Annotated in this window: 24 protein-coding genes; 14 read left to right on the top strand and 10 right to left on the bottom strand. The window is 28.4% G+C overall.

Annotated elements, in window-relative coordinates; translation table 11 throughout:
- Window positions 1-9: 9 nt before the first annotated feature.
- The 5 genes from L8V88_RS06680 to L8V88_RS06700 all read right to left on the bottom strand — a co-directional run bounded on the left by L8V88_RS06680 (window position 10) and on the right by L8V88_RS06700 (window position 3,947).
- A complete protein-coding gene (locus tag L8V88_RS06680) occupies window positions 10-1,356 on the bottom strand; it encodes an FAD-dependent oxidoreductase (RefSeq protein ID WP_263727316.1) in 1,347 nt (448 codons plus the stop codon).
- 109 nt (window positions 1,357-1,465) lie between these two features.
- The gene (locus tag L8V88_RS06685) at window positions 1,466-2,089 is read right to left on the bottom strand and encodes a type III pantothenate kinase (RefSeq protein WP_087700105.1); all 624 of its coding nucleotides are present in this window, start codon (window positions 2,087-2,089) and stop codon (window positions 1,466-1,468) included.
- Window positions 2,076-2,408, bottom strand: a complete 333-nt coding sequence (locus L8V88_RS06690) for a hypothetical protein (RefSeq protein ID WP_263724478.1) — start codon at window positions 2,406-2,408, stop codon at window positions 2,076-2,078. Before L8V88_RS06690 ends, L8V88_RS06685 begins: the two co-directional genes overlap by 14 nt.
- A gap of 1 nt (window position 2,409) precedes the next feature.
- Window positions 2,410-3,405: a hypothetical protein gene (locus L8V88_RS06695; protein ID WP_263727317.1), complete on the bottom strand. Its 996-nt coding sequence runs from the start codon at window positions 3,403-3,405 to the stop codon at window positions 2,410-2,412.
- Window positions 3,402-3,947, bottom strand: coding sequence for a hypothetical protein (locus tag L8V88_RS06700; protein WP_263727318.1), 546 nt, complete (start codon window positions 3,945-3,947; stop codon window positions 3,402-3,404). The genes L8V88_RS06695 and L8V88_RS06700 overlap by 4 nt, the downstream gene beginning before the upstream one ends.
- Before the next feature lie 151 nt (window positions 3,948-4,098).
- Between L8V88_RS06700 and gatC the strand changes: the two genes are divergently transcribed.
- Genes gatC through L8V88_RS06740 form a run of 8 tightly spaced genes read left to right on the top strand, consistent with a single transcriptional unit; the run spans window position 4,099 to window position 10,325 of the window.
- The gene (gene gatC, locus L8V88_RS06705) at window positions 4,099-4,386 is read left to right on the top strand and encodes an Asp-tRNA(Asn)/Glu-tRNA(Gln) amidotransferase subunit GatC (protein ID WP_263727319.1); all 288 of its coding nucleotides are present in this window, start codon (window positions 4,099-4,101) and stop codon (window positions 4,384-4,386) included.
- Window positions 4,387-4,407: 21 nt separating this feature from the next.
- Window positions 4,408-4,977 carry a CvpA family protein gene (locus tag L8V88_RS06710; protein ID WP_263724476.1) on the top strand — a complete coding sequence of 190 codons (570 nt, stop codon included), beginning with the start codon at window positions 4,408-4,410 and terminating at the stop codon, window positions 4,975-4,977.
- Window positions 4,967-5,422, top strand: a complete 456-nt coding sequence (locus tag L8V88_RS06715; RefSeq protein ID WP_043019516.1) for a Fur family transcriptional regulator — start codon at window positions 4,967-4,969, stop codon at window positions 5,420-5,422. The genes L8V88_RS06710 and L8V88_RS06715 overlap by 11 nt, the downstream gene beginning before the upstream one ends.
- An 11-nt stretch (window positions 5,423-5,433) precedes the next feature.
- Window positions 5,434-6,936 carry a lysine--tRNA ligase gene (lysS, locus tag L8V88_RS06720; protein ID WP_263727320.1) on the top strand — a complete coding sequence of 501 codons (1,503 nt, stop codon included), beginning with the start codon at window positions 5,434-5,436 and terminating at the stop codon, window positions 6,934-6,936.
- Window positions 6,937-8,178, top strand: a complete 1,242-nt coding sequence (locus L8V88_RS06725; protein ID WP_263675350.1) for a serine hydroxymethyltransferase — start codon at window positions 6,937-6,939, stop codon at window positions 8,176-8,178.
- Entirely contained in the window at window positions 8,175-8,720 is a 546-nt protein-coding gene (locus L8V88_RS06730; protein WP_263675352.1) for a DUF1882 domain-containing protein, read from the top strand. The genes L8V88_RS06725 and L8V88_RS06730 overlap by 4 nt, the downstream gene beginning before the upstream one ends.
- A 19-nt stretch (window positions 8,721-8,739) precedes the next feature.
- Window positions 8,740-9,546 (top strand): SPOR domain-containing protein, encoded by an 807-nt coding sequence (locus L8V88_RS06735; protein WP_263727321.1) that lies wholly within the window; start codon window positions 8,740-8,742, stop codon window positions 9,544-9,546.
- The gene (locus L8V88_RS06740; protein WP_263727322.1) at window positions 9,543-10,325 is read left to right on the top strand and encodes a shikimate dehydrogenase; all 783 of its coding nucleotides are present in this window, start codon (window positions 9,543-9,545) and stop codon (window positions 10,323-10,325) included. Before L8V88_RS06735 ends, L8V88_RS06740 begins: the two co-directional genes overlap by 4 nt.
- Here the strand turns inward: L8V88_RS06740 and dnaJ are convergent.
- Window positions 10,322-11,443 carry a molecular chaperone DnaJ gene (gene dnaJ, locus L8V88_RS06745; protein WP_263727323.1) on the bottom strand — a complete coding sequence of 374 codons (1,122 nt, stop codon included), beginning with the start codon at window positions 11,441-11,443 and terminating at the stop codon, window positions 10,322-10,324. The genes L8V88_RS06740 and dnaJ overlap by 4 nt on opposite strands.
- Before the next feature lie 113 nt (window positions 11,444-11,556).
- On the opposite strand from dnaJ, the gene L8V88_RS06750 reads away from it, so the two are divergent.
- The 3 genes from L8V88_RS06750 to L8V88_RS06760 are packed head-to-tail and all read left to right on the top strand — an operon-like array spanning window position 11,557 to window position 14,032.
- The gene (locus L8V88_RS06750) at window positions 11,557-12,228 is read left to right on the top strand and encodes a response regulator transcription factor (RefSeq protein WP_039617824.1); all 672 of its coding nucleotides are present in this window, start codon (window positions 11,557-11,559) and stop codon (window positions 12,226-12,228) included.
- On the top strand, window positions 12,225-13,457 hold the full coding sequence (locus tag L8V88_RS06755) for an ArsS family sensor histidine kinase (RefSeq protein ID WP_263675358.1): 1,233 nt from the start codon (window positions 12,225-12,227) through the stop codon (window positions 13,455-13,457). Before L8V88_RS06750 ends, L8V88_RS06755 begins: the two co-directional genes overlap by 4 nt.
- Complete coding sequence (locus L8V88_RS06760; RefSeq protein WP_263727332.1) at window positions 13,457-14,032, top strand: recombination protein RecR; 576 nt, start codon at window positions 13,457-13,459, stop codon at window positions 14,030-14,032. The genes L8V88_RS06755 and L8V88_RS06760 overlap by 1 nt, the downstream gene beginning before the upstream one ends.
- Here L8V88_RS06760 and L8V88_RS06765 read toward each other — a convergent pair.
- From L8V88_RS06765 to L8V88_RS06775, 3 genes are read right to left on the bottom strand one after another with little or no spacing between them, the layout of a single operon-like run.
- Window positions 14,019-15,041 (bottom strand): hypothetical protein, encoded by a 1,023-nt coding sequence (locus L8V88_RS06765; RefSeq protein WP_263727324.1) that lies wholly within the window; start codon window positions 15,039-15,041, stop codon window positions 14,019-14,021. The genes L8V88_RS06760 and L8V88_RS06765 overlap by 14 nt on opposite strands.
- Window positions 15,038-16,831, bottom strand: a complete 1,794-nt coding sequence (uvrC, locus tag L8V88_RS06770; protein WP_263727325.1) for an excinuclease ABC subunit UvrC — start codon at window positions 16,829-16,831, stop codon at window positions 15,038-15,040. Before uvrC ends, L8V88_RS06765 begins: the two co-directional genes overlap by 4 nt.
- Complete coding sequence (locus L8V88_RS06775) at window positions 16,824-17,297, bottom strand: hypothetical protein (RefSeq protein ID WP_263675361.1); 474 nt, start codon at window positions 17,295-17,297, stop codon at window positions 16,824-16,826. Before L8V88_RS06775 ends, uvrC begins: the two co-directional genes overlap by 8 nt.
- A 134-nt stretch (window positions 17,298-17,431) precedes the next feature.
- Between L8V88_RS06775 and nhaD the strand changes: the two genes are divergently transcribed.
- Complete coding sequence (gene nhaD / locus L8V88_RS06780; protein ID WP_263727326.1) at window positions 17,432-18,790, top strand: sodium:proton antiporter NhaD; 1,359 nt, start codon at window positions 17,432-17,434, stop codon at window positions 18,788-18,790.
- 9 nt (window positions 18,791-18,799) lie between these two features.
- Window positions 18,800-20,335: a glutamine-hydrolyzing GMP synthase gene (guaA, locus tag L8V88_RS06785; RefSeq protein WP_039641066.1), complete on the top strand. Its 1,536-nt coding sequence runs from the start codon at window positions 18,800-18,802 to the stop codon at window positions 20,333-20,335.
- Here the strand turns inward: guaA and L8V88_RS06790 are convergent, their stop codons facing one another.
- Complete coding sequence (locus L8V88_RS06790; RefSeq protein ID WP_263675364.1) at window positions 20,336-20,887, bottom strand: class I SAM-dependent methyltransferase; 552 nt, start codon at window positions 20,885-20,887, stop codon at window positions 20,336-20,338.
- Between the two features lie 112 nt (window positions 20,888-20,999).
- On the opposite strand from L8V88_RS06790, the gene L8V88_RS06795 reads away from it, so the two are divergent.
- On the top strand, window positions 21,000-22,439 hold the full coding sequence (locus L8V88_RS06795) for a hypothetical protein (RefSeq protein WP_263727327.1): 1,440 nt from the start codon (window positions 21,000-21,002) through the stop codon (window positions 22,437-22,439).
- Window positions 22,440-22,523 lie beyond the last annotated feature (84 nt).

A 22,523-nucleotide genomic window follows, 5' to 3' on the forward strand; every position in this document is an offset into this window, starting at 1 on the left:
TTATCCTTTTTATAGTAGTTCGCTAGTAAATAAATCCTCATTAAAATTAGCACCCAAGTATTGACAAATAAGTTTTGCATCTCTATAACCATTGCCAAGACAGCTTGTAGCACCTGGACTTGGTGTCATATTGAAAATTATGCCCGGAATTTCAGTGATGCTTGCCTCACCAAGCATTAATTCCCCTGCTTTTTTATCAAGCACTTGAGGGCGTACTCCGCCAAAGTTTTTGGCATAGTAAATATCATCTGTTTTTAAACTAGGAACTATTTTTTTGGCATCTTTTACAAAAAGTCTTTTGTTAATATAAGGAATTTCAAACAAATAATTATAAAGAATATAATTTCTAATAGTAGAATCTTTAAAAAGATTAAAACAAATTTTAACTACATTCATATCTAAATTTAATGTTTTGAAAAATTCAGGTAACGATTTAAAACCATGATATCTTTCTAACATAGGAATAACTAAAGCAGTAGGGCCAAAGCGTGTATTCATATTGGCTAATAAATCAGGATCACCATGTAACGCAGCAAATGGGAGTTTTGGATTTTGTACCATATAAACTTTGCCATTTAAAATTTTTCTTTTAGACATATAAAAACTTCCTGCAACAGGAAAGCAAGATTTATCTAATCCTATACTCATTTTATGCGCTAAAAATAAAGAATGCGCTCCCGCATTTACTATAATTGATTTTGCACTATATTCTTTAAAATCTCTTGTTTTTATATAAAAAATATCATCTTTTTTTTCTATAAAAACAACTTCTTGATTATAAGCTACATGGGTATTTTTACCTTGTTTGCAAGCTTGTTCTATAAGATTTTGACTCATTAATCCAAAATCCACTGTGGTATAAATTTCACCTTCTTCTACACCCATAGCTACTATATTATCTGCTCTATCATTGATGCCATCTTCACCTAAGACAACATTAGGTTCTATTTGTTTAATATCATTTTTGGTGTAAAATTTAATATAAGGATATAATTCTTTAAATTCTTCATATCTATTTTTCATATACTCGCATTCTTTGTCTCCAACTGCAAGTGCAAGTTTTTGGTGTGAGTGCATAAATTTATTTTGTGCATTTTGCAAAAGACCGTATTTAACAATCATATCTGCAGTTTTTTTAACTTTTTTTGCTTTTTCTAAGGTATAGTTTGTTTCTATATCGCCACAGTGGATAGTTTGTGAATTGCTTGTGCTATGACTATTTAAAGTTGCGGCATTATTATATTTTTCTAATAAAGCAATATTTTGAATATTTGTATATCTAGCTAGCTCATAAAATGCCGCAGCACCAGAAATCCCACCGCCAATTACTACGGTATCAAAATGTTTTTGATCCATTGTTATCAATTCCTTTTGTATATTTACTTTTGCTAATGATATCAAAATATAGTTGTTTTGAGTTTAAATAAAGCTTATAATTTTAAGAGTGGGGGCGTAGAAATAAATTTTAAAGTATAAAATTTTCACAAACAGCTTTTTTCATGCCTCTAAAAATTAAAAATTTATCATAAATAGCATAATCAAAAAAATTTGCAAGAAATTGTCCATCACCGCCAGTAAAATATAATTTTTTACCATATGCACTATCTTTTATGAGTAAATATATGCTTTTAAATACACCATAACTTAAAGCATCAACAGTTCTTTGGGGAAAAGCATCAAAATTTATTTGGGTGTTTAATTCATATTTTAAACGTGATGAAATATTAGAAAAAGATTTTTTGTAACTTTCAATACCAGGAAGAATAAATCCACCAAGATGAATAGAATTAGAGATAATATCTACAGTGATTGCAGAGCCTGCATCAACTACAACACCATCTTCTATAGTATAGCAAGCTGCTATTCTATCGACCCCTAAATTATCATAAATAGTATCAAAGTTAAAATATGGAGCAAGATTGATAAATAAGGGATTTTGTTTCAATCTTTGCTCTAAATTTGGATTAACATTGATATAAAATACTTTCTGTGTTGGCTCATATTGTAAAAACTGTTCTATACTCATAGAATGAAATTTTTGCTCATTTAAAAAACTTGCGGTTGTATTGCCAATATCACATAAAAGCATAACTTTTAATTCCTTTGGTAGTTAAATATTCTTTTGCTTTTGAGCAAATCAAAGCTTGATGAAAAATAAAATAATTTTTGAAATTTAAATTTAGAGTTTGGTTTATATTTTGAAAAATACTTTCAAATTCTAGACATTCTTTTGTTAAAATTTTACTTTTCACAAAAGAAAATAAAATTAAGCAGTATTGCTTGCTTGCATTTTCTCCATAAATACAAGTTATTTTTTTCTTTTTACTAAAAACATGAATATCTAAAGACTTAGTGTTTTTTAAAATAATTCCATGTTTTATAAGAATATCACTAAGTTCTTGATTCATTTTAGTTTAATTGTAAAAATTTGTTTTGAAAGAAAAATTTACCATTTGCCATAAAACTTTTTTTATCAACAGCTTCACTTAGTTTATATACTGTATAATCTTTTAAATTGGTGTTTAATTTGATTAAATAACCTGTTTTTTCAAAAATATATAAAGAGTTGTTGTATAAGGTGCTTTTGGAAAATAGAGCAAATTGAAATTTTATTTCATCGATTTTTCTAAGATTGTAATCATTTTTAAGAATTCTTCCATCTTTTGTAAGTATGAAAATTTCATTATCATTGATTTTTACTTCTTTAATATTTTCATTTAGGTATAAAGTTCTATTTGGAGTAACAACGATGATTTTTTGTGCAGTTGCAGCAACCATTGTATCATTTTTTACATGAAGGTAGATGATATTGTTAAAAAATTCTTCACTACTTACCAAAATTTCTTTACTAACTTTTAATGTGCTTTTATTGAGTATGGCTAATTTTCCATTAAGCATAGGATATATGATAATAGTATTTAAAAAATAAGGATTAGCATAACGACTATCTTGAGCATAAGCTGTACCAAGATTTTGAAGCATTTTAATACCAAGATTTTTATTTGCATATACTAAGGTATTGCTAGCTAAAACCAAGGCTATATCATCTCCATCTATACTTGCGCTTACTACGCTTTCATTAAATTTATGAGAAAATAATTCATCTCCTTGTAAATTTAAAATCTTAAAATTTCCATTATCATCGCCAATAAGAACTTCTTCTTGTTGCATATTTAAAATATGATAATTTTTATCTAGTTTAAAATTAATAATATTCCCCGTGGAATCTATAAAGGAATTGCTATTTAATTGTGCTATATTGTTATTGAAATTGATAATCTTACCATTAATATTATGTGAGCTATAAGGAAGTTGTTCTGTTTGTGTTGGTTGATAATACTCCCTTTTTGTGCCACAAGCGCTAAAAAATATTAAAGTTATAATAAATAAATAAAAGTGTTTCATTTTATTCCTTGATAATGTTTTAAGCTTGTAATAATCTGCCATAAAGGAGAATTTATAGGTATTTTATTAAATTCTATATCTGCATTTTTAAAATCATTTTGTTTTAGAAATTCAAAACCTGCTAGTAGAGTATTATAATCTTTTAAAAATTCTGACTTTTGATTATTTTGAGCAAGTACTATTTGTTTTAACAAAGGATCTATATTAAGACTTAAAGTTTGATTAAGATCTTGATTGTTTTGTCCCATGATGAATATGGTGTATAAATTTGCATTTTTTTGTTTTAATTCTTCAAGTAATTTTTGATCTGAAGGATTTTTTAATAAATTATTAAAAATTATATTGCTTTCTTGAATATTACTTTCTTGTTTTAGATTATAAAAATAACTTCCACCAAAATATGCAACCAAAAGCACGATAATCGTAATGAAGTAGTATTTGTATTTTTTTATAAAGCGCTCAGATTTAATAAAATTTTCCATCATTTGCTCTTGAGAGCTTAATTCTTCTTGGACTGCTTTTAAGTTTTCTTTTAAAGCCATATTTTCCCTTTTTTAGCAAGAATAAACATTATTTATTGTTTTAAGTCTATAATTGTAACATATAAAAATGAAAAAATAAATGATTTTATGTTATAATTTTTAATCTAAAAAAAAGAGTTTTCTTGGATATAAATTAAAATTAAGGTAAATCATGCAAATTGATGATAAATTATTAACTAAACTTGAAAAGCTAAGTGCTTTAAAAATTGCTGATGAGAAAAGACAAGAATTAGAAGAACAATTAAGTCAAATTGTTAATTTTGTAGAAAAATTAGATGAATTAAAACTTGATGATATGGAGGCTATGACAAGTACCACAAAAGGTGGAACGCCATTTAGACTAGATGAAAGTAGAAAATCTGAAGTATTTGATGTAATTAGCAAGCATGCTCCAAATTCTCAAGATGGATTTTTTATAGTCCCTAAAATAATTGAATAAAATATTTGGAGTTTAGCGTAGATGGAAAATTTTTCGTGGTTTGATGTATTTGTTTTGGGCTTAACTGTGATTTTGGGCTTAAAAGGCTTGGTAAGTGGTTTATTTAAAGAAATTTTTGGTTTGCTGGGTATAGTTGGTGGGGTTTTACTTGCTTCAAGATATGCTAAAGAAGTAGCAGAAATTATTAATAATAATTTTTATGCAATTGAAAATGAAAATCTTGCAATTTTTGCGGGATTTTTAGTTTTATTGATCGTGATATGGATAGCTTGTATGGCTTTGGGAAATATACTATCAAAAATGTTTAGTATGAGTGGTCTTGGTTTTATAGATCGTATTGGTGGATTTTTGTTTGGTAGTGCTAAAATATTTTTGATTTTTGCTATTTTGGTAGCTTGTGTTAATAATATAGAATTTTTAAATTCAAGCTTGGAAAAATATGCTAAAAATAGCTATACATTAGAATTACTTAGACAAACAGGTGATTTTATAATGAATACGGATTTTACTCAAAATGGTTTAGATAAAATACAAGAACAAATTATAGATTCTAATTTAAGTCTAAATTCGGAGGTAAATAATGCAAATTGAAAATATAGAATATGATGTTTTGCTTGAGCGTTTTAAAAAAACACTTAAAGATAATGGTCTAAAATATACTAAACAAAGAGAAGTGCTTTTAAAAACCTTATATAATAGCGATATGCATTATACTCCAGAAAGTTTATATGTGGAAATTAAGCAAAAAAATCCTGAGCTAAATGTAGGTATTGCGACAGTTTATAGAACTTTAAATTTATTAGAAGAATCAGGTATGGCTACTTCTATATCTTTTGGTGCTTCAGGAAAGAAATTTGAACTTGCAAATAAGCCTCATCATGATCATCTAATTTGTAAAAGCTGTGGAGAGATTGTAGAATTTGAAAATTCTATTATTGAACAACAACAAATGTTAATAGCAAAAGAATATAATTTTAAATTAACAGGGCATTTAATGCAACTTTATGGCTTATGTCCACAATGTAGTAAAAAATAAAGGTATATTTAATGTTTGATAATATTTTAGAACAACAAAAAATTCAAAAAGCACAAGAATTAAAAGAACTAGGAATCAACCCTTATCCGCATTTTTTAAAAAAAGAAATGAGCATAAATGAATATAAAAGTAAATTTGCTTACATTAAAGATATGGAAAATCAGCGTGATGAAAATGCTCATGGGGTGTTAGCAGGAAGATTAAAGCTTCTTAGGATAGCTGGTAAATCAGTATTTGCTAATATAGAAGATGAGCAAGATAATTTACAAATTTATTTTAATCAAAATATTTTAGGGGAAGAATACTTTGCTATTTTAAAAAAATATCTTGAAGTAGGGGATATTGTTTTGGTTAAAGGTTTTCCTTTTACGACTAAAACAGGAGAATTTAGTCTTCATGTGGAGCAAATTCAAATAGCTACAAAAGCCATAGTGCCTTTACCGGAAAAATATCATGGACTTACTGACATCGAGCAAAGATATAGAAAAAGATATCTTGATATGATTATGAATAGTGAAGTGAGAAAAGATTTTATTTTGCGTTCTAAAATTGTTTCTTATATTAGATCTTTTTTTGATAATAAAGGATTTTTGGAAGTTGAAACACCAATGATGCATCCTATTGCAGGAGGAGCAAATGCAAAGCCTTTTGTGACTTATCACAATGCTTTGGGTGTGGAAAGATTTTTAAGAATAGCTCCAGAATTATATCTAAAACGTTTGATTGTAGGTGGTTTTGAGGCAGTTTATGAGATTAATAGATGTTTTAGAAATGAAGGGATGGATTTAACGCACAATCCTGAATTTACTACAATTGAGTTTTATTGGGCTTATCATAATTATCATGATTTGATGGATTTAACAGAAGAGCTTTTTGCTATGCTTTTGGATAAATTAAATTTAGACAAAAAACTTGAATTTGATGAAAAAATAATTGATTTTTCTAAGCCATTTGAAAGAATTACTTATAAAGATGCGTTAAAAAAATATGGTGGTTTAGATGATGAGCTTATTAATAATAAAGAATTAATCTTAGAAAAGCTAAAAAAAGATGGTTTTGAAGCCAATGAAAAATTAGAATTAGGTCATTTACAAGCTGAACTTTTTGATAATTATGTTGAAGATAAACTAATTGATCCTACTTTCGTGATAGATTTTCCTATTTCCATAAGTCCTTTATCTAGAAGAAGTGATAAAGATAAAGATATTGCTGAAAGATTTGAGTTGTTTATCGCAGGTAGAGAGATTGCAAATGGATTTAATGAGCTTAATGATCCGCTAGATCAATATGAGAGATTTTTAAAACAAATTGAAGCTAAAAATGCAGGCGATGAAGAAGCATGTGAGATGGATGAGGATTTTGTTAATGCATTAGGCTATGCTATGGCACCAACTGCGGGGCAAGGCATTGGAATAGATAGATTAGTTATGCTTTTAATTAATAAAAAATCAATTCGTGATGTAGTGCTTTTCCCAGCTATGAGACCACTTAAAAATGAGATAAAAGGAGAGTAAATGTTGGAAAATTTTGATAAAGAAATTTTTGATTTAACCCAAAAAGAGTTAGCAAGACAATGCGATGGTCTTGAAATGATAGCGAGTGAAAATTTTACCATACCAGAAGTTATGGAGGTAATGGGTAGCATTTTAACAAACAAATATGCAGAAGGCTATCCTGGTAAAAGATACTATGGTGGATGTGAATTTGTAGATGAGATTGAGACGATTGCTATAGAAAGATGTAAAAAACTTTTTAATTGTAATTTTGCCAATGTGCAACCTAGTTCAGGTTCACAAGCAAATCAAGGTGTGTATATGGCATTATTAAATCCTGGTGATAGAATTTTGGGTATGGATTTAAGCCATGGAGGACACTTAACTCATGGTTCTAAAGTAAGTTCTTCTGGAAAAGTTTATGAAAGCTTTTTTTATGGAGTTGAGCTTGATGGAAGAATTAATTATGATAAAGTTAGAGAGATAGCAAAAGAAGTTAAGCCAAAACTTATTGTTTGTGGTGCTAGTGCTTATCCTAGAGTGATTGATTTTGCTAAATTTAGAGAAATAGCAGATGAGGTTGGCGCATACTTATTTGCTGATATTGCGCATATTGCAGGTTTGGTTGTAGCAGGTGAACATCCTAGTCCATTCCCTTATGCTCATGTTGTAAGTTCTACTACACATAAAACTTTAAGAGGCCCAAGAGGCGGGATTATTATGTGTAATGATGAAGAAATTGCCAAAAAAATCAATTCCGCAATTTTTCCAGGTATTCAAGGTGGTCCATTAATGCATGTAATTGCTGCTAAGGCAGTTGGGTTCAAATATAATTTAAGTGATGAGTGGAAAATTTATGCTAAGCAAATCATTAAAAATACTGCTACTTTGGCACAAGTTTTAATAGATAGAAAATATGATTTAGTCAGTGGTGGTACTGATAATCATTTGATTTTATTAAGCTTTTTAAATAAAGATTTTAGTGGTAAAGATGCAGATTTAGCGCTAGAGAGAGCAGGTATTACAGCTAATAAAAATACTGTTCCAGGTGAAACTAGAAGCCCCTTTGTAACGAGTGGTTTAAGACTTGGAACAGCAGCTTTAACAGCTAGAGGTTTTAAAGAAGAGCAAATTACTATTGTTGCAAATTATATAGCTGATATTTTAGATGATATACAAAATACTAAACTACAAGAGGAAATCAAGGTTAAACTAAAGGATTTGGCAAGTAATTTTATTATTTATGAAAGGGCTTTATTTTGATTACAACAATGGATTTAGCTTTAATTAAAATGGTTACAAGCCATTATTATATAAAGCGTGATACTATAGTAAATAAATATGAATACAAGGGTAGGATTTTCTTTGATAAATTTGAGAAAATCAATGCTCCATTAACTGCTAGTGTTATACAAGAGCATATGGAAAAAAAGATAATCGTGGCGCATTCTTTGATTAATAGTTTTGATAAGGTTGAAAATATTGTATTTGATTATAACGGTTTTAATGCGGAGCGTTTTTGGCATAGAGCGCAACTTGTTTTAAGAGAAGAGGGTTTTATTAATTTTACCGCTTATAGAACAAGAACTAATAATCACTTGCATTTGTATATTCATAAAGGACATACAACCTTTAACGAGGCTTGCTCTTTGGGCTCAAAATTATCTTTGCTTTTTTCTCAAAAGATGCCAGTAGAATGGAAGGTTTTTCCTAGTATGGATATACCTAGAGAATTTAATATATTAACCTTGCCTTATGAAGTTTATCAAAAAGAGCGTGGTGCCTCTTGGTCTAAACACATGTAATTTCTTGAAAGGATGAAAAATGGAAGAAAATAACAAAAATGAATTTGATGATATTATTTTGCAAAAAAACAATAAAAGCGAAAAGCTTAAAAAAATTTTGCTTAGATCAATTATTTTAATCATTGTATTTTTAGTTGTTATGATAGCAATGAAACTAATCAATGATCCAGGTGAAGAAAAAACATTACAAATGCCATCAGAGCCGCAAGAGCAAGCTACTTATGGAAATAACTTTAATTCTTTACCTATTACAGATAGTACTAAAGAAGAAGATGAATTTGAAGCTTTAGCTAGAAAATTAAAAGAAGAAAGCTCTTTGAATGATACAAATACTACTATAGAGGAAAAGCAAGAAGTTCCAAGCAATAGTGTGTTAGATCAAATTACTACAGTAGAATCAAAAGAAGAGCCAGCTAAGGTGGAAGAAAAACAAGAAGAGATTAAGCCTGTAGAAAAATCCATAGAAAAACCAATTCAAAAACCTTCTGAAAAACCAAAAAATAATGTAGTTGAAAAACCAAAAGCTCCAGAGCAAAGTAATACAAATGAATTGTTTGAGAGTATAAAAACCCCAAATGTTCAAACGCAACTTCCTGCAGGTGCTTATATTCAAGTTTTTTCTTTAAATAGTTTAGATCCTAAATCAAGAGAATTAAATATACTTAAAGAAAATGGATATGATTATAAAATTTATAAAACAACAGTAAATGGTAAAGAGCTAACAAAAGTTTTAGTTGGACCTTATAAAGAAAGTGAATTAAAGGCTGAGTTAGAAAAAGTACGTTCTAAAATCGCAAAAGGTGCTTTTACATTTAGAGTAAAATGAAAACTTTTGCAGTTATAGGCGATCCTATTATGCATTCTAAATCTCCAAGAATGCATAATAATGCCTTGCAAGCTCTCAAAAAAGACGCAGTTTATACAAGATATCATCTAAAAGATAAAACAAAATTAAAAGAAATTGTTCAAAAATTAGATGGTACTAATATCACCATACCTTTTAAAGAAGTAGCTTGTGAAATAGCTGATTTTAAAGATGAAAGTGTTATGCATATAGGCTCTGCTAATACTTTGTTAAATAAAAATAACAAAATTTATGCTTATAATACAGATTATCTAGGATTTTTAAAAGCGATTGAAGATTTTTCTCTTATTAAAAATGCTTTGATTTTGGGTGCTGGGGGTACGGCTAAAGCTTTAGCTTATGCTTTAAAATCTATAAAAATTGAAGTTACAATAGCAAATCGCTCTAGTGCTAGATTTGAAAATTTAACCGATTACCCATGTTTTTTATATGCTCAACTTGATTTAAGTAAAAAATTTGATTTGATTATTAATACAACTAGTGCAGGTTTAAATGATGAAAAATTACCTTGTCAAGAAGAGATTTTAAAAGGTTTTTTTCTAAATGCCAAATATGCATTTGATGTGATTTATGGTAAAAATACACCTTTTTTAAATTTAGCAAGAGAAAATGACTTGACAATAAAAGATGGCACACAAATGCTTTTATGGCAAGGTGTTTTTGCTTTTGAGTTATTTTTAGAGTGTCAAAAAACAGAGGAAATTTATAAAGCCATGGAGATGGCTTTAAAACTTCCTTAGTGACTAAACCAAGATTTGATTTTATCAAACAAGCTTTCTTGTTCTATAAAAGCTTCTTCATCTGCTAAGCCAAAGCTTTTTTCAAGTTGTAATAGTAGATTTTTTTGTTCATCAGTAAGTGTTTTTGGAAATTTTATTTCAATTTGTACAATATGTGAGCCTAATTTTCCATTATGAATATTTTTAACACCTTCATTAGCTAATTCAAATTTTTGTTTATCTTTTGCACCTACTGGAAGTTTAAGATCAGCCTCTCCCCTTATGGTAGAAACCTTAATAGTCTTTCCTAGAGCAGCTTGGGTAAAAAATACAGGTACTATGGTATAGATATCATCATCATGTCTGATAAATTTATCATCATCTTCTACGATAATTTTGATATACAAATCACCTCTTTGAGAAGAATTTGGAAGCTCATTAGCTTTGTTTTGTACTCTAAGACTCATGCCACTATCTATACCTTCTGGTATATCAAGCTCTATACGATCTTTAATTTCTTCATAACCATTACCATGGCATGTTTTACATTTATCTTTGATAATCTGACCGCTACCTTTACAATGATCACAAGTTTGCACAAAGGTCATAAAACCTTGTCTAACACCAACTTGCCCTTTTCCTCCACAATGAGGACAAGTATCTAATTTTCCATTTTCCGAGCCACTTCCTTTGCAGGATTTACAAAAGCTTTTATAGGTAAAATCGATTGTTTTTTTGCAACCAAAAACAGCTTCTTTAAGGCTAATTTTTGTCGCTATTTTTAAATCGTGAGGATATTTATTTCCTTTTTCCTTTTTGCGTGCTGAGCCTCCAAAACCAAAATTATCTCCAAAAAAGCTTGAAAATATATCTCCTAAATCAACATCACCAAAGCCATTAAATCCACCTGTTTGTCCTTTAAGCCCTTCTTTTCCATATCTATCATATATGCTTCTTTTTTCATCATTGCTAAGAACTTCATAAGCTTCGTTGACAAGTTTAAATTTTTCTTCAGCTTCTTTATCTCCTTGGTTTCTATCAGGATGATATTTTAACGCCATTTTTCTATAAGCTTTTTTTATGGTTTCTTTGTCTGATGTTTGAGAAATTTCTAGTATTTCATAATAGTTAAGTTCCACTTTTTTCCTCTCTTGAAAAATTAATATTGTAATTTTAGCAAAAAAATAAATGAATAGTTAAATTATGTGTTATAATATTAAGTTTGTAACATATTTTCACTAAAGGGGTAGAGATGATTAATGTTTTAATGATCGAAGATGATCCAGATTTTGCAGAGTTTTTGGCAGAATATTTGGCCCAGTTTAATATAAAAGTTACTAATTATGAAGATCCGTATTTAGGAATGAGTGCTGGTATAAAAAACTATGATTGTTTAATTCTTGATTTAACTTTACCTGGACTTGATGGTCTTGAAGTTTGTCGTGAAATAAGGGAAAAATATAGTATTCCTATTATTATTTCTTCAGCTAGAAGTGATTTGAGTGATAAAATTGTAGGACTTCAAATAGGTGCGGATGATTATCTACCAAAACCTTATGATCCAAAAGAAATGCATGCAAGAATTATGAGTTTGATTCGTCGTTCAAAACGCGTAAATGAAACTCCTGAGAAAATCATCAATTCAGCATTTAAAATTGATGAAAAAAGACATGAGATTAGTTACAATGATGAAGTTTTAGTTTTAACACCTGCTGAGTATGAAATTTTAAGTTATATGATAAGACAACATGGATTTTCAGTTAGCAGAGAACAACTTGTATATCACTGTAAGAGTTTAAAAGATAAAGATTCTAAGAGTTTAGATGTAATTATTGGTAGGCTTAGAACTAAGATTGGCGATAGTTCAAAAGCACCAAAACACATTTTCTCAGTTAGAGGAATAGGATACAAATTAATAGGATGAAAGTAACTATTAACCTTAAGATCACGGTCCTTTTTGCAACAGCATTTTTATTTGTTTGTGCCTTGTTTGTGCTTTTAGGTAAGGTTCAGATAGATTCTTATTTAACCAATGAGCAAAGCAGACAAAAAGAAATTGTAGAAAAGATAATATATAATTTAGAAAGAAAAGAAGGTTTTTCAATACATGAGTATCTTCTTTCTAAATCTTTTAAATTAGTTGAAAATGAGCGTAATATAAAACATATTGTTGCCAAAGGTGAAAAAGTACTTAGGGTTAATTCCTTGTATGGAAGCTTTTCTTCTATTATTTATCATAATCAAATTTTTTTCTATGTAGAGCAACTTAATACAAAACATCTTTATGAGTTAAACGCTTCTGCGCGTCTTGAGTATTTATTTTTATTGAGTTTCTTTTTTAGCTTGATTTTGATTATATTTTTATATTTTTCAGTATTAAGATCTTTAATGCCTTTAAAAATTTTAAAAAAGAAAATTAAAAATATTAGCGCAGGTAAAATTGAACCTTTATCTGAATACTCTCAGATTAATGATGAAATTTCTGAAATTTCTTTTGAATTTGATCATGCTATCAATAAAATTCAAGAACTTGTAAAATCAAGACAGTTTTTCTTAAGAATGATTATGCATGAGCTTAAAACACCTATTGGAAAAGGTAGAATAGTTTGTGAAATGCTAGATAATCAAAAGCAAAAAGATCGTTTAGTGGCGATTTTTGAAAGACTTGAATTATTAATAGATGAATTTGGAAAAATTGAAAAAGTTTTATCAAGAAATTGTCAGCTTAATTTGCAAACTTATCATCTGAGTTTGATTTTAGAGCAGGCTGAAGATTATTTAATGAGGGATGATTTTTATCAAAAAGTAAAGATTACTTATAAAGAGGATACTATGATAGTTGCTGATCTAGAACTCTTTTCTTTAATGCTTAAAAATTTAATTGATAATGCTATTAAATACTCAGTTGATAAAGCTTGCGAGATTATATGTTCTGGAGATTATATTATTGTTAGAAATAAGGGAATTCAACTTAAAAAAACTTTTGATTATTATTTAAAACCTTTTGTAAGAGAGCATAATACCCAAGTAGAAGGAATGGGGTTAGGACTTTATATTATTAATAATATTTGCAATCTTCATGGTTATAATCTAACCTATAGTTATGAAGATGGTTATCATACTTTTAAAATTGTTTTTTCAAGGTTGAAATAATTTTGAAAGGCTTAGAAAAATTTAATGAGTTAGTAGCTGCTTTTTCTGCATTGCCTACCATAGGAAAGAAATCTGCTTTAAGGCTTGCATATCATGTTTGTATAAAAGATCCTTTGTTGGGTTCTAAACTTGCTTATCATATTGAAGAATCCATAAGAATGATAAAAAAATGCACACAATGTGGTGCTTTAAGTGAAAATGAATTATGCGAAGTTTGTTCTAATATAGAAAGAAATCATAATATTATCTGTATAGTTCAAGATTCTAAAGATGTTTTGGTTTTAGAAGATAGTGGAAGTTATGATGGGCTTTATTTTGTACTTGATGATACAAGTGAAGAAAACATTATAAAATTAAGAAGCATGATTGAGCATAATAAAACCACAGAAATATTTTTTGCTTTCACACAAGGCCTAAATTCTGATGCTATTGTTTTTTTTATAGAAGAAAAATTAAAAGATTTAAATTTAAGTTTTTCGCAAATAGCTCAAGGTATCCCAAGTGGTGTGAGTTTGGAAAATGTTGATTTTATATCTTTACATAAAGCTATAAATCATAGAACTAAGCTTGATTAATATATTTTTTTAATAATGCCAACCATTCATTTTTGTTAATATCATTTAAGATTATATTGGTAAAATCACAGTTTTTAACCCTATCTTTGGAAAAAAGTAAAATGGTATTTTGCGGATTTTTTATTTTATATTCTTGCAAAATTTGACTAATATATACAAGATCAAATTTTATAACTTCATAATCTATTAAAATTAATTTGAAATTTAATTGTAATGCTTTTTTAAAATCACTTAAATTATTTACAGCCTGGTTGTTTTGGCAAAATTGATTGGTTATATTTAAAATAAGATCGTTTTCAAAACTAGTAGATTTAAAAATCAAAACATTATAAGAATTTCTTTTTTTGTAAGTTTCTTGTGTGAAATTGGCATTTAAAAAATTAATAATATCTTCAGCACAAATTTTAGTAAAAGTAAAATTTAAAATATCATCAACTTTTTCTTTCGAGATAATAAAGCTAAATTTCTTTTCTTTATAATCCTTTGTAATTTCACTACTAATTCCTATATTTGATAATATACATTGTAAAAGAAAATTTTCAATAACATTGTCGTTTATGATACCTACATGTATATTTTCAAAACAATCATTTATGGGAATTTTATTGTGGTGATATTGTTGTAAAATTGGTTTTAGTGTGCATAAATTATCTGTTTGTAAGTAATTTAAACCTTGAATAAGATATTGAAAATCTTTTTGTGTAAGTTGATTTTGTAGTTTTTGATCTTGTAGTTGCTTATTGATTAAATCAAACGATAGTTTTAAATTTTCTTTTAATTCTTCTAAAGAGTTTGATTTTGGTAAGGAAAAATATTTTTCAATTTCTTGAGTTAAAATTTTATTTTTTTTGATTTTTTGATTTTTTAAGATTATATAAACACATGCAATGATAAAAATCAAAATACTTATAAAAGTATAAATGAAGAATAGTTTTTGATTGATAGGGTATAAAAAATAATAATTTAAAAAACATAAAATTAAAGTCAAAAGACTAATAAATAATATCATGAATTTTCCTTGATTAATTTAGCTATTTTTATATTGGAAAGTGATTTTAATTCATCAAAGCTAGCTTTGCTAATTTCATCAAAACTACCATAATAATCTAAAAATTTTTTAATATATCCTTGGGAAATTCCAAGTTGTATTAACCTAGAACTTTGCAAATCTTGTTTTCTTTTTGTTTTTTGATGAAAACTAATTGCAAAGCGATGTGCTTCATCGCGTAATTTTTGTAAAAATTGTAATTTTTTATCATCAGTTGAAAGTTGAATTTTACCTTCTTGGGTATAAATTTTATCTTTCGCACTTCCTTTTGCCCTATAAGCTTTTGCGTCTATTTTTTCTTTAGAAATCGCTAAAATATCTACATTTGCCCCAGAACTTTTGATGATATCATTGGCCAGTTTTAATAAAGCATCTCCTCCATCAATTAACCATAAATCAGGCGGAGGATTTTTATCAAACAACATAGCTCTTTTGCTAAGAGTTTGAAGCATTTGATCGTAATCATTTTTATAGGATAAATGGTAGTGTCTATAAGAACTTTTATCAAATTTTCCATCTTTATAGGCTACCAAAGCACCGACATTTGCCTCACCTTGCATATGGGAATTGTCAAAAATTTCTATATAATTGGGATAATTTTGCAAGTTAAAAAATTCTTTTAATTCTTTTAAAAATAAATAATCATCACTTTTTAAGTGTTTTTGTATATTTATTTTTGCATTTTCCAACGCAAGTTCACACAAGGCTTTTTTTTCACCAAGTTTTGGAGTCTTAAGATGAAATTTTCTAGAAAATCTCTCGCTAAGTAAATTTTGCAAAAGGTTCATATCTTCAAATTCTTCATGTGTATAAATTCGGGTTGAATTTATTGGGCTATCTTGGGTGTAATTTTCTAATATGTATTGTTTATATACTGCATTTAGGTCAAATTCATCTTGATGATTTAGGGTTAGCACTTTATGGTTTGAGCTAATTATTCTACCATTATTTATAACAAAACGTACCATAGAGAGTATATTTACTTCATGATATATGGCAAAAACATCAAAATCTTCTAATTTTGCAAGGTCTATTTGTATTTTTACGCTTAAATCTTCTATTGTTTTGATTTGATCCCTTATAATAGCTGCTTCTTCGTAGTTTTCATTTTTTGCATATTCAAGCATTTTGTTTTCTAAATTTTTTGTTAAAGATAAGGGATTTAAAAGAGCTTGAGTAGCATTTTGGACAATTTTTTCATAATCTTGTTTGGAAATTTTTTGCTCGCATGGTCCTTTACAACGCTTGATTTGATAAAAAAGGCAAAGTTCTTTACAAGATTTTTTTTGTCTTAGTTCAAAAGATAAATACAAAGCATTTAAAAGCTCTTTTGCTCCTTTAAAAAAGGGACCAAAATATTTTATTTTATTTTTTTTGATAATTTTTCTTGTAATTTCAAATCTTGGAAAATCTTCATTTAAATCTATATAAATATAAGGGTAGGTTTTATCATCTCTTAATAGTATATTGTATTTTGGATGAAGTTGCTTTATAAAAGAATTTTCTAGTATTAAAGCATCGGCCTCACTTTTTGTAGTGATAAATTCTAAATGATGTGTTTGGCTAATCATTTTTTGAATTCTTAAGCTATTGCTAGGATTTGGGCAAAGATTTGGAGTGAAGTTAAAATAACTTCTAACACGATTTTTTAAATTCTTGGCCTTACCTACATATAAAAGCTTACCTTGTATATCAAAATACTGATACACACCTGGTAAATTTGGCAAGGTTTTGAGTTCATTTTCAAGCATTTTTTATAAGCTTTCGTAGTTCTTCAAATTTATTATATAAAATAGGATTTTCAAAATGATTTTTAAAATTTCCATTAGAAAGCTCTAGATGAGTTTTTTTATGATCAGCAAAAATACTATTTTTAGATATAAAGTTTTTATCGCTAAGTATTTTTATATTTTCTACCTTTGCAAAATTACTCATTGGTTTAGCTAAAGTATAGTTTTTTATGAGACTTTTAATCATTTTTTTGGTATTATCGTGATTAAGCTCCATATACGCAATGTGGTGTTTAACTAAAATAATCAAAGTATTATTTTTTATAAAGAGTTTAGTAATCATTTGTTGGTGATTATGATTAAACAAATTTAAAAACTCTTTATATTGCAAAAGTGCTTTTAAAGGTCTATAATGTTTATATTTTTCAGAATTAACAAATATATTAATAACATCACGACTTGTTTTAATTTCGTTTTTAACTTCCATTTAATTATTGTAACATTTTTTTTATTAATATTTTTAAGTGCATGTGGTTATAAAGCTGCTCCATTTTATGAAATAAAAGATAATAATGGCAGCGTAAAGGAAATAAAAAAATTCCAATCTTTGGAGAGTGAAATATGAGTAGAATACTTTTTTTACTTTGTTTTAGTATTAGCTTTTTATTAGCAGGTCAAACTCATGAGTTAAATTTGGCTTTTAGTGCTTTGGGTATAGGTATTTTAATAATTTTTATATTAGGTTATTATTTTATCGCAGCAGAAGAAAAATATCATATCAACAAAACTAAGCCTGCTTTGTTTATAGGTACTTTATCTTTTGTTATCATAGGTATATATATGGTAATGAACGATTTAGATACGCAAATACTTGAAGAAAGTGTTAATCATCTTATTTTAGAAATTGCACAAATTGTTTTTTTCTTAATAGCTGCTATGACTTTTATAGAAGCGTTGATAGAAAGATCAGTTTTTGAAACTTTAAAATACAAACTTGTAAGCAAGGGTTATACTTATAGAAAGTTATTTTGGCTAACAGGTATTTTAGCTTTTTTTATCTCTCCAATTGCAGATAATCTTACAACCGCTTTGATTTTATCCACTGTGCTCTTAACCATAGATAAACATAATAAAGAATTTTTAATCCCAGGTGCTATAAATATTGTCGTTGCAGCTAATGCTGGTGGAGCTTGGTCGCCATTTGGTGATATTACTACTTTGATGGTTTGGACAGCAAAAAAAGCCACGTTTTTTGAATTTTTTGCTCTTTTTCCTGCTTCTTTTATTGGTTGGTTACTTACTGCTTATTTGTTATCGCGTTATGTGCCTGATATTAAGCCAAATTTCCACAAAGATAATCTAGAAAAAGTAGAAATTAAACCAGGCGGTAAAGTTTTTATTGTACTTGGTTTTTCAACTATAGCTTTGGCGGTATTTATTCATAGTATTTGTGATTTACCTGCAATGTGGGGTATGATTTTTGGCCTTTCATTGCTTAGTTTGTATATGTATTTTTTCAACAGAAAACAAGGTAAAAAAGATTTAAATATTTTTCATTATATGACGCGTATTGAGATGGATACTTTATTATTTTTCTTTGGTATTTTATCTGCTGTGGGCGCCTTGCATTTTGTTGGTTGGCTTGCTTATGCTTCTGATCTTTATGCAAAATTTGGAGCTACTAGTATTAATATAGGAGTAGGATTTTTATCTGCTATTGTAGATAATGTTCCGGTTATGAGCGCGGTATTAAAAGCAAACCCAAGTATGGATGATACTCAATGGCTTTTAGTGACTCTTACAGCGGGAATAGGGGGATCTTTGATTAGTTTTGGTTCAGCTGCTGGAGTGGGAGTAATGGGTAAAATGAAAGGGATTTATACTTTTAATGCTCATTTAAAATATGCATGGACGATTTTAGTTGGATATATAATATCTATTATAGTTTGGTATGTACAATTTCAATTGTTAAATTTATAAAGGAGTTAGATGAAAAAAGCAGATATTTTAGTTTTGGACTTTGGTTCACAATATACGCAACTCATTGCTAGAAGATTAAGAGAGCAAGGTGTATATGCAGAAATTTTACCTTTTAATGTGAGCTTAGATGAGATTAAAGCTAAAGAGCCTAAAGGTATTATTTTAAGTGGTGGGCCAGCTAGTGTATATGCAAATGATGCTTATTTTTGCGATAAGGGTGTTTTTGATTTAAATATACCAGTTTTAGGAATATGTTATGGTATGCAACTTATGGCACATCATTTTGGAGCAAATGTTGCCCCAGCAGGTCATAAAGAATATGGCAAAGCAACTATAGATATTCAAAATGATAGTGACTTGTTTAAAAATTTACCTAAAAAGCAAACAGTATGGATGAGCCATTCTGATAAGGTTGAGAATTTACCACAAGGTTTTGAGGTTTTAGCAACTAGTGAAAATAGTCCTTTTTGTGTATTTGGAGATGAGAAGCGTAAATTTTTTGCTTTACAATTTCACCCTGAAGTTCAACATAGTGAATTTGGAAAAAGCATCTTGAAAAATTTCGCAAAATACGCATGTAATTGTGATAGTGTATGGAATATGGGATCTTTTGCAAAAACTCAAGCGCAAAAAATCAAAGAAGAAGTAGGAAATGATAAAGTACTTTGTGCAGTAAGTGGTGGAGTGGATAGTAGCGTAGTGGCTGCATTGCTAGCAAGTGCGATAAAAGATCAAGTAGTAGTTGTTTTTGTTGATAATGGTCTTTTAAGAAGCGGAGAAAAAGAACAAGTTGAGTATATGTTTAGACACACCTTGGGTATTGATCTAATTAGTATTGATGCTAGAGAGATTTTCTTAAGTCGTTTAGCGGGGGTGAGAGATCCTGAGCAAAAGAGAAAAATCATAGGAAATACCTTCATAGAAGTTTTTGAAGAAGAAGCTAAAAAACATAAAGATGTAAAATATTTAGCACAAGGGACTTTGTATACGGATATTATTGAAAGTTCGGTTGTAGGAGCTAGTAAGACTATAAAATCTCATCATAATGTGGGTGGTTTACCTGAAAAGATGAATTTAAAACTCATCGAGCCTTTAAAGGAAATTTTTAAAGATGAGGTAAGAGCTTTGGGAATGGAGCTTGGTTTAAGTAAAGATGTAGTTTATCGTCATCCTTTTCCGGGACCAGGCCTTGCTATACGTATAATGGGCGAGGTAAATGAGCCTAGTTTGGAGCTTTTAAGAAAAGCAGATGTGATTTTGATTGAAGAATTAAAAAGCAGTGGTTGGTATGATAAGACATGGCAAGCTTTTTGTGTGCTTTTAAACGTGCAAAGTGTTGGTGTAATGGGAGATAATAGAACCTATGATAATGCAGTTTGTGTGCGTGTTGTTAATGCAAGCGATGGTATGACTGCGACTTTTTCTCATTTACCTTATGAATTATTAGAAAATATTTCACGCCGTATTATTAATGAAGTAGAAGGAATCAATCGCGTAGTGTATGATATTTCTAGTAAGCCACCAGCAACGATTGAATGGGAATGATTATTTAGTGCAAAAATAAACAAAAGCAGGAGGGAGATTTTGCCAAATGATAGGTGAAATTTCTACCTTGCTAAAAGTAGCAAAAAGTTTTTTCTTAAAAGCCCTTCCTTTTGGTGTTGGGAGTATATAAGCAAATGTTGCAAAACAACCGTTTTCTTCTAAAGCATCATGAATAGATTTTAGTAATAAATCTTGCTCTTTGGAATTTAATAAAGCCCAAGGAATTCCTGAGATAATCAAATCAACACTGCTGATTGCTCTTTTTTCTAACATATTTGGTAAAAATTCTGCTGAATTAACTTCTATATCTATATTTTTTATATTTTGCTTTAATTTTTTTGCCATGTGAGGGTTGATTTCAACGGCAAAAAATCTTGCATTATGGCTTTTTTGTTTGAGGATATACTTTGTAAAACTTCCCGTACCAGGCCCTATTTCAACGATATTTTTTGCATGTTGGACATGAGAAGTTATGAGTTTGCTTAATTTTTTGGAGCTTGCGCAAAATGCTCCTGTTTGTTTTGGGTTTTTAAAATATTGATATAAAAACATAAATAAAATACCTAAAGATGTTTATTTTTTGAAATTTTAAAATATAATTGTAAATTTATGAAAACAAAGTTAAAATAAGAATTGAATTTTTCTTTAGATCAAGGATTTGGATATGCACGGAAAAATAATGGTTTATGTGGATGCTACTGGAAGAGGAACAGTAATCAATCTAGCAAAAACATTTTTTGAATTTAATAAACATGCATGGCATGATAAAAGAAGTATGCCAACAGTTGGTATGTTTGTTGAATTTAGATCCGATGGAAAGCATATTACTGATTTAAGACCTTCCAAATTTCAAGAATTTACAGATAATGATTTTATTAAAGAAAGAGATTTTTGGAAAACAGATAGTGATGATGAATTAGAAGATTTAAGACTAACAAGACGTGATGCCTATGTTCAAGAACTTTATAGAGAAACAGATTATGATAATCTTGATAAAATCACATTAAATTTAACTATCCCACAAGCCATTCAAAGATATTTTTATAATGAAACCTTGTCAATTAATGCAGTAAAAGACATTAACACAGATGAGGTGCCATATATTATTGATTTTTTTGCTATGAAGCGTTTTTTGTATAAGGCTTTAGATACTTTATTATTTTCGGATAATACTATCAATCAAGCTGATTTTTCTGCAATGAAAAATATCATAGTGCACCTTGAAATGGCATATAAAGATATGAAAGATAAGCAAAAACATATCAATATGGAGCGTTTGTATGATGAGGTGTTTTTATCTCATCAATGTCATTATCAAGCACTTTTAGCTTCGATTGATAATAGGAAAAATAGAAAATTAGCACTAGATCGTCAGATGAGTACTTTAATTACAGATATAAAATCAAAACAAGCAAGATTAGAATCTGAAAATGGTAAAAAACGCCAAGAATTTGAAGAGTTGATACAAAGTAAAAAACAAAAATTAATAGAAATTAAAAATGAAGCTGACTATTTTACAAAAAGCGTAGAAAAATTAGAGGCAATGAAAAAGTCTTTTTATGAAAAAAATTTTACTATTTTTAGTAATAGTTTTAATATGGCAAGAGAAAAGCTTTTTGAAAAAATTAAGCAAGGTTTGAATATTTGTGCTACAAAATTAGATATAGAAATTTGGAAAAAATCTTTAAAATCAACAAGTATTAAAAACTCTTATTTTAAAACAGCAAGTGAAATTTCTTTTTGCACGCTTTCTTTTGCTGAGCTTTATTTAAACAGACTAAACAAACATGCATTAAACCCAAATGATCAATTATTACTTTCTTATGTTAAAAAGGTTCGAAAAGAATGTGAAAAGAGTTTTTTAGTAGTTACTTCTAATCCTGATTTGTATGTTAGCATGAAGATTCAAATTTTTGCAATGAATCCTTATTATGTAGTTAAGCATGCACCTAAAAAAGTAAATTATCAAGGATTAATGAAAAATACTGAATTTGATATAGTTTATGTAGATGAAAAGACTATATGGGCACCTGTTGCTGATGTTATCTTAGAAGGGAAATATTTCTTAAAAAAAGATTCTAAAACTAAATTTAAAATTTTATAAAAATCCTTTTTAAACCCTATTTTTAAGTTTTCTTAGTTATAATTATATTGCCTAAATGGTTCGATATGGTATTAAAGAGGATCC

It is taken from the genome of Campylobacter sp. IFREMER_LSEM_CL2101, assembly GCF_025771825.1.
GTDB classification, from domain to species: Bacteria; Campylobacterota; Campylobacteria; order Campylobacterales; family Campylobacteraceae; genus Campylobacter_D; species Campylobacter_D lari_C.

Excerpts from the sequence above, each read along its gene's own strand:
- L8V88_RS06680 (WP_263727316.1), bottom strand. The coding sequence starts at position 1,356 with ATGGATCAAAAACATTTTGATACCGTAGTAATTGGCGGTGGGATTTCT.
- L8V88_RS06685 (WP_087700105.1), bottom strand. The coding sequence starts at position 2,089 with ATGCTTTTATGTGATATTGGCAATACAACCGCAAGTTTTTTAAATGAG.
- L8V88_RS06690 (WP_263724478.1), bottom strand. The coding sequence starts at position 2,408 with ATGAATCAAGAACTTAGTGATATTCTTATAAAACATGGAATTATTTTA.
- L8V88_RS06695 (WP_263727317.1), bottom strand. The coding sequence starts at position 3,405 with ATGAAACACTTTTATTTATTTATTATAACTTTAATATTTTTTAGCGCT.
- L8V88_RS06700 (WP_263727318.1), bottom strand. The coding sequence starts at position 3,947 with ATGGCTTTAAAAGAAAACTTAAAAGCAGTCCAAGAAGAATTAAGCTCT.
- gatC (WP_263727319.1), top strand. The coding sequence starts at position 4,099 with ATGCAAATTGATGATAAATTATTAACTAAACTTGAAAAGCTAAGTGCT.
- L8V88_RS06710 (WP_263724476.1), top strand. The coding sequence starts at position 4,408 with ATGGAAAATTTTTCGTGGTTTGATGTATTTGTTTTGGGCTTAACTGTG.
- L8V88_RS06715 (WP_043019516.1), top strand. The coding sequence starts at position 4,967 with ATGCAAATTGAAAATATAGAATATGATGTTTTGCTTGAGCGTTTTAAA.
- lysS (WP_263727320.1), top strand. The coding sequence starts at position 5,434 with ATGTTTGATAATATTTTAGAACAACAAAAAATTCAAAAAGCACAAGAA.
- L8V88_RS06725 (WP_263675350.1), top strand. The coding sequence starts at position 6,937 with ATGTTGGAAAATTTTGATAAAGAAATTTTTGATTTAACCCAAAAAGAG.
- L8V88_RS06735 (WP_263727321.1), top strand. The coding sequence starts at position 8,740 with ATGGAAGAAAATAACAAAAATGAATTTGATGATATTATTTTGCAAAAA.
- L8V88_RS06740 (WP_263727322.1), top strand. The coding sequence starts at position 9,543 with ATGAAAACTTTTGCAGTTATAGGCGATCCTATTATGCATTCTAAATCT.
- L8V88_RS06750 (WP_039617824.1), top strand. The coding sequence starts at position 11,557 with ATGATTAATGTTTTAATGATCGAAGATGATCCAGATTTTGCAGAGTTT.
- L8V88_RS06755 (WP_263675358.1), top strand. The coding sequence starts at position 12,225 with ATGAAAGTAACTATTAACCTTAAGATCACGGTCCTTTTTGCAACAGCA.
- L8V88_RS06765 (WP_263727324.1), bottom strand. The coding sequence starts at position 15,041 with ATGATATTATTTATTAGTCTTTTGACTTTAATTTTATGTTTTTTAAAT.
- uvrC (WP_263727325.1), bottom strand. The coding sequence starts at position 16,831 with ATGCTTGAAAATGAACTCAAAACCTTGCCAAATTTACCAGGTGTGTAT.
- L8V88_RS06775 (WP_263675361.1), bottom strand. The coding sequence starts at position 17,297 with ATGGAAGTTAAAAACGAAATTAAAACAAGTCGTGATGTTATTAATATA.
- nhaD (WP_263727326.1), top strand. The coding sequence starts at position 17,432 with ATGAGTAGAATACTTTTTTTACTTTGTTTTAGTATTAGCTTTTTATTA.
- guaA (WP_039641066.1), top strand. The coding sequence starts at position 18,800 with ATGAAAAAAGCAGATATTTTAGTTTTGGACTTTGGTTCACAATATACG.
- L8V88_RS06790 (WP_263675364.1), bottom strand. The coding sequence starts at position 20,887 with ATGTTTTTATATCAATATTTTAAAAACCCAAAACAAACAGGAGCATTT.
- L8V88_RS06795 (WP_263727327.1), top strand. The coding sequence starts at position 21,000 with ATGCACGGAAAAATAATGGTTTATGTGGATGCTACTGGAAGAGGAACA.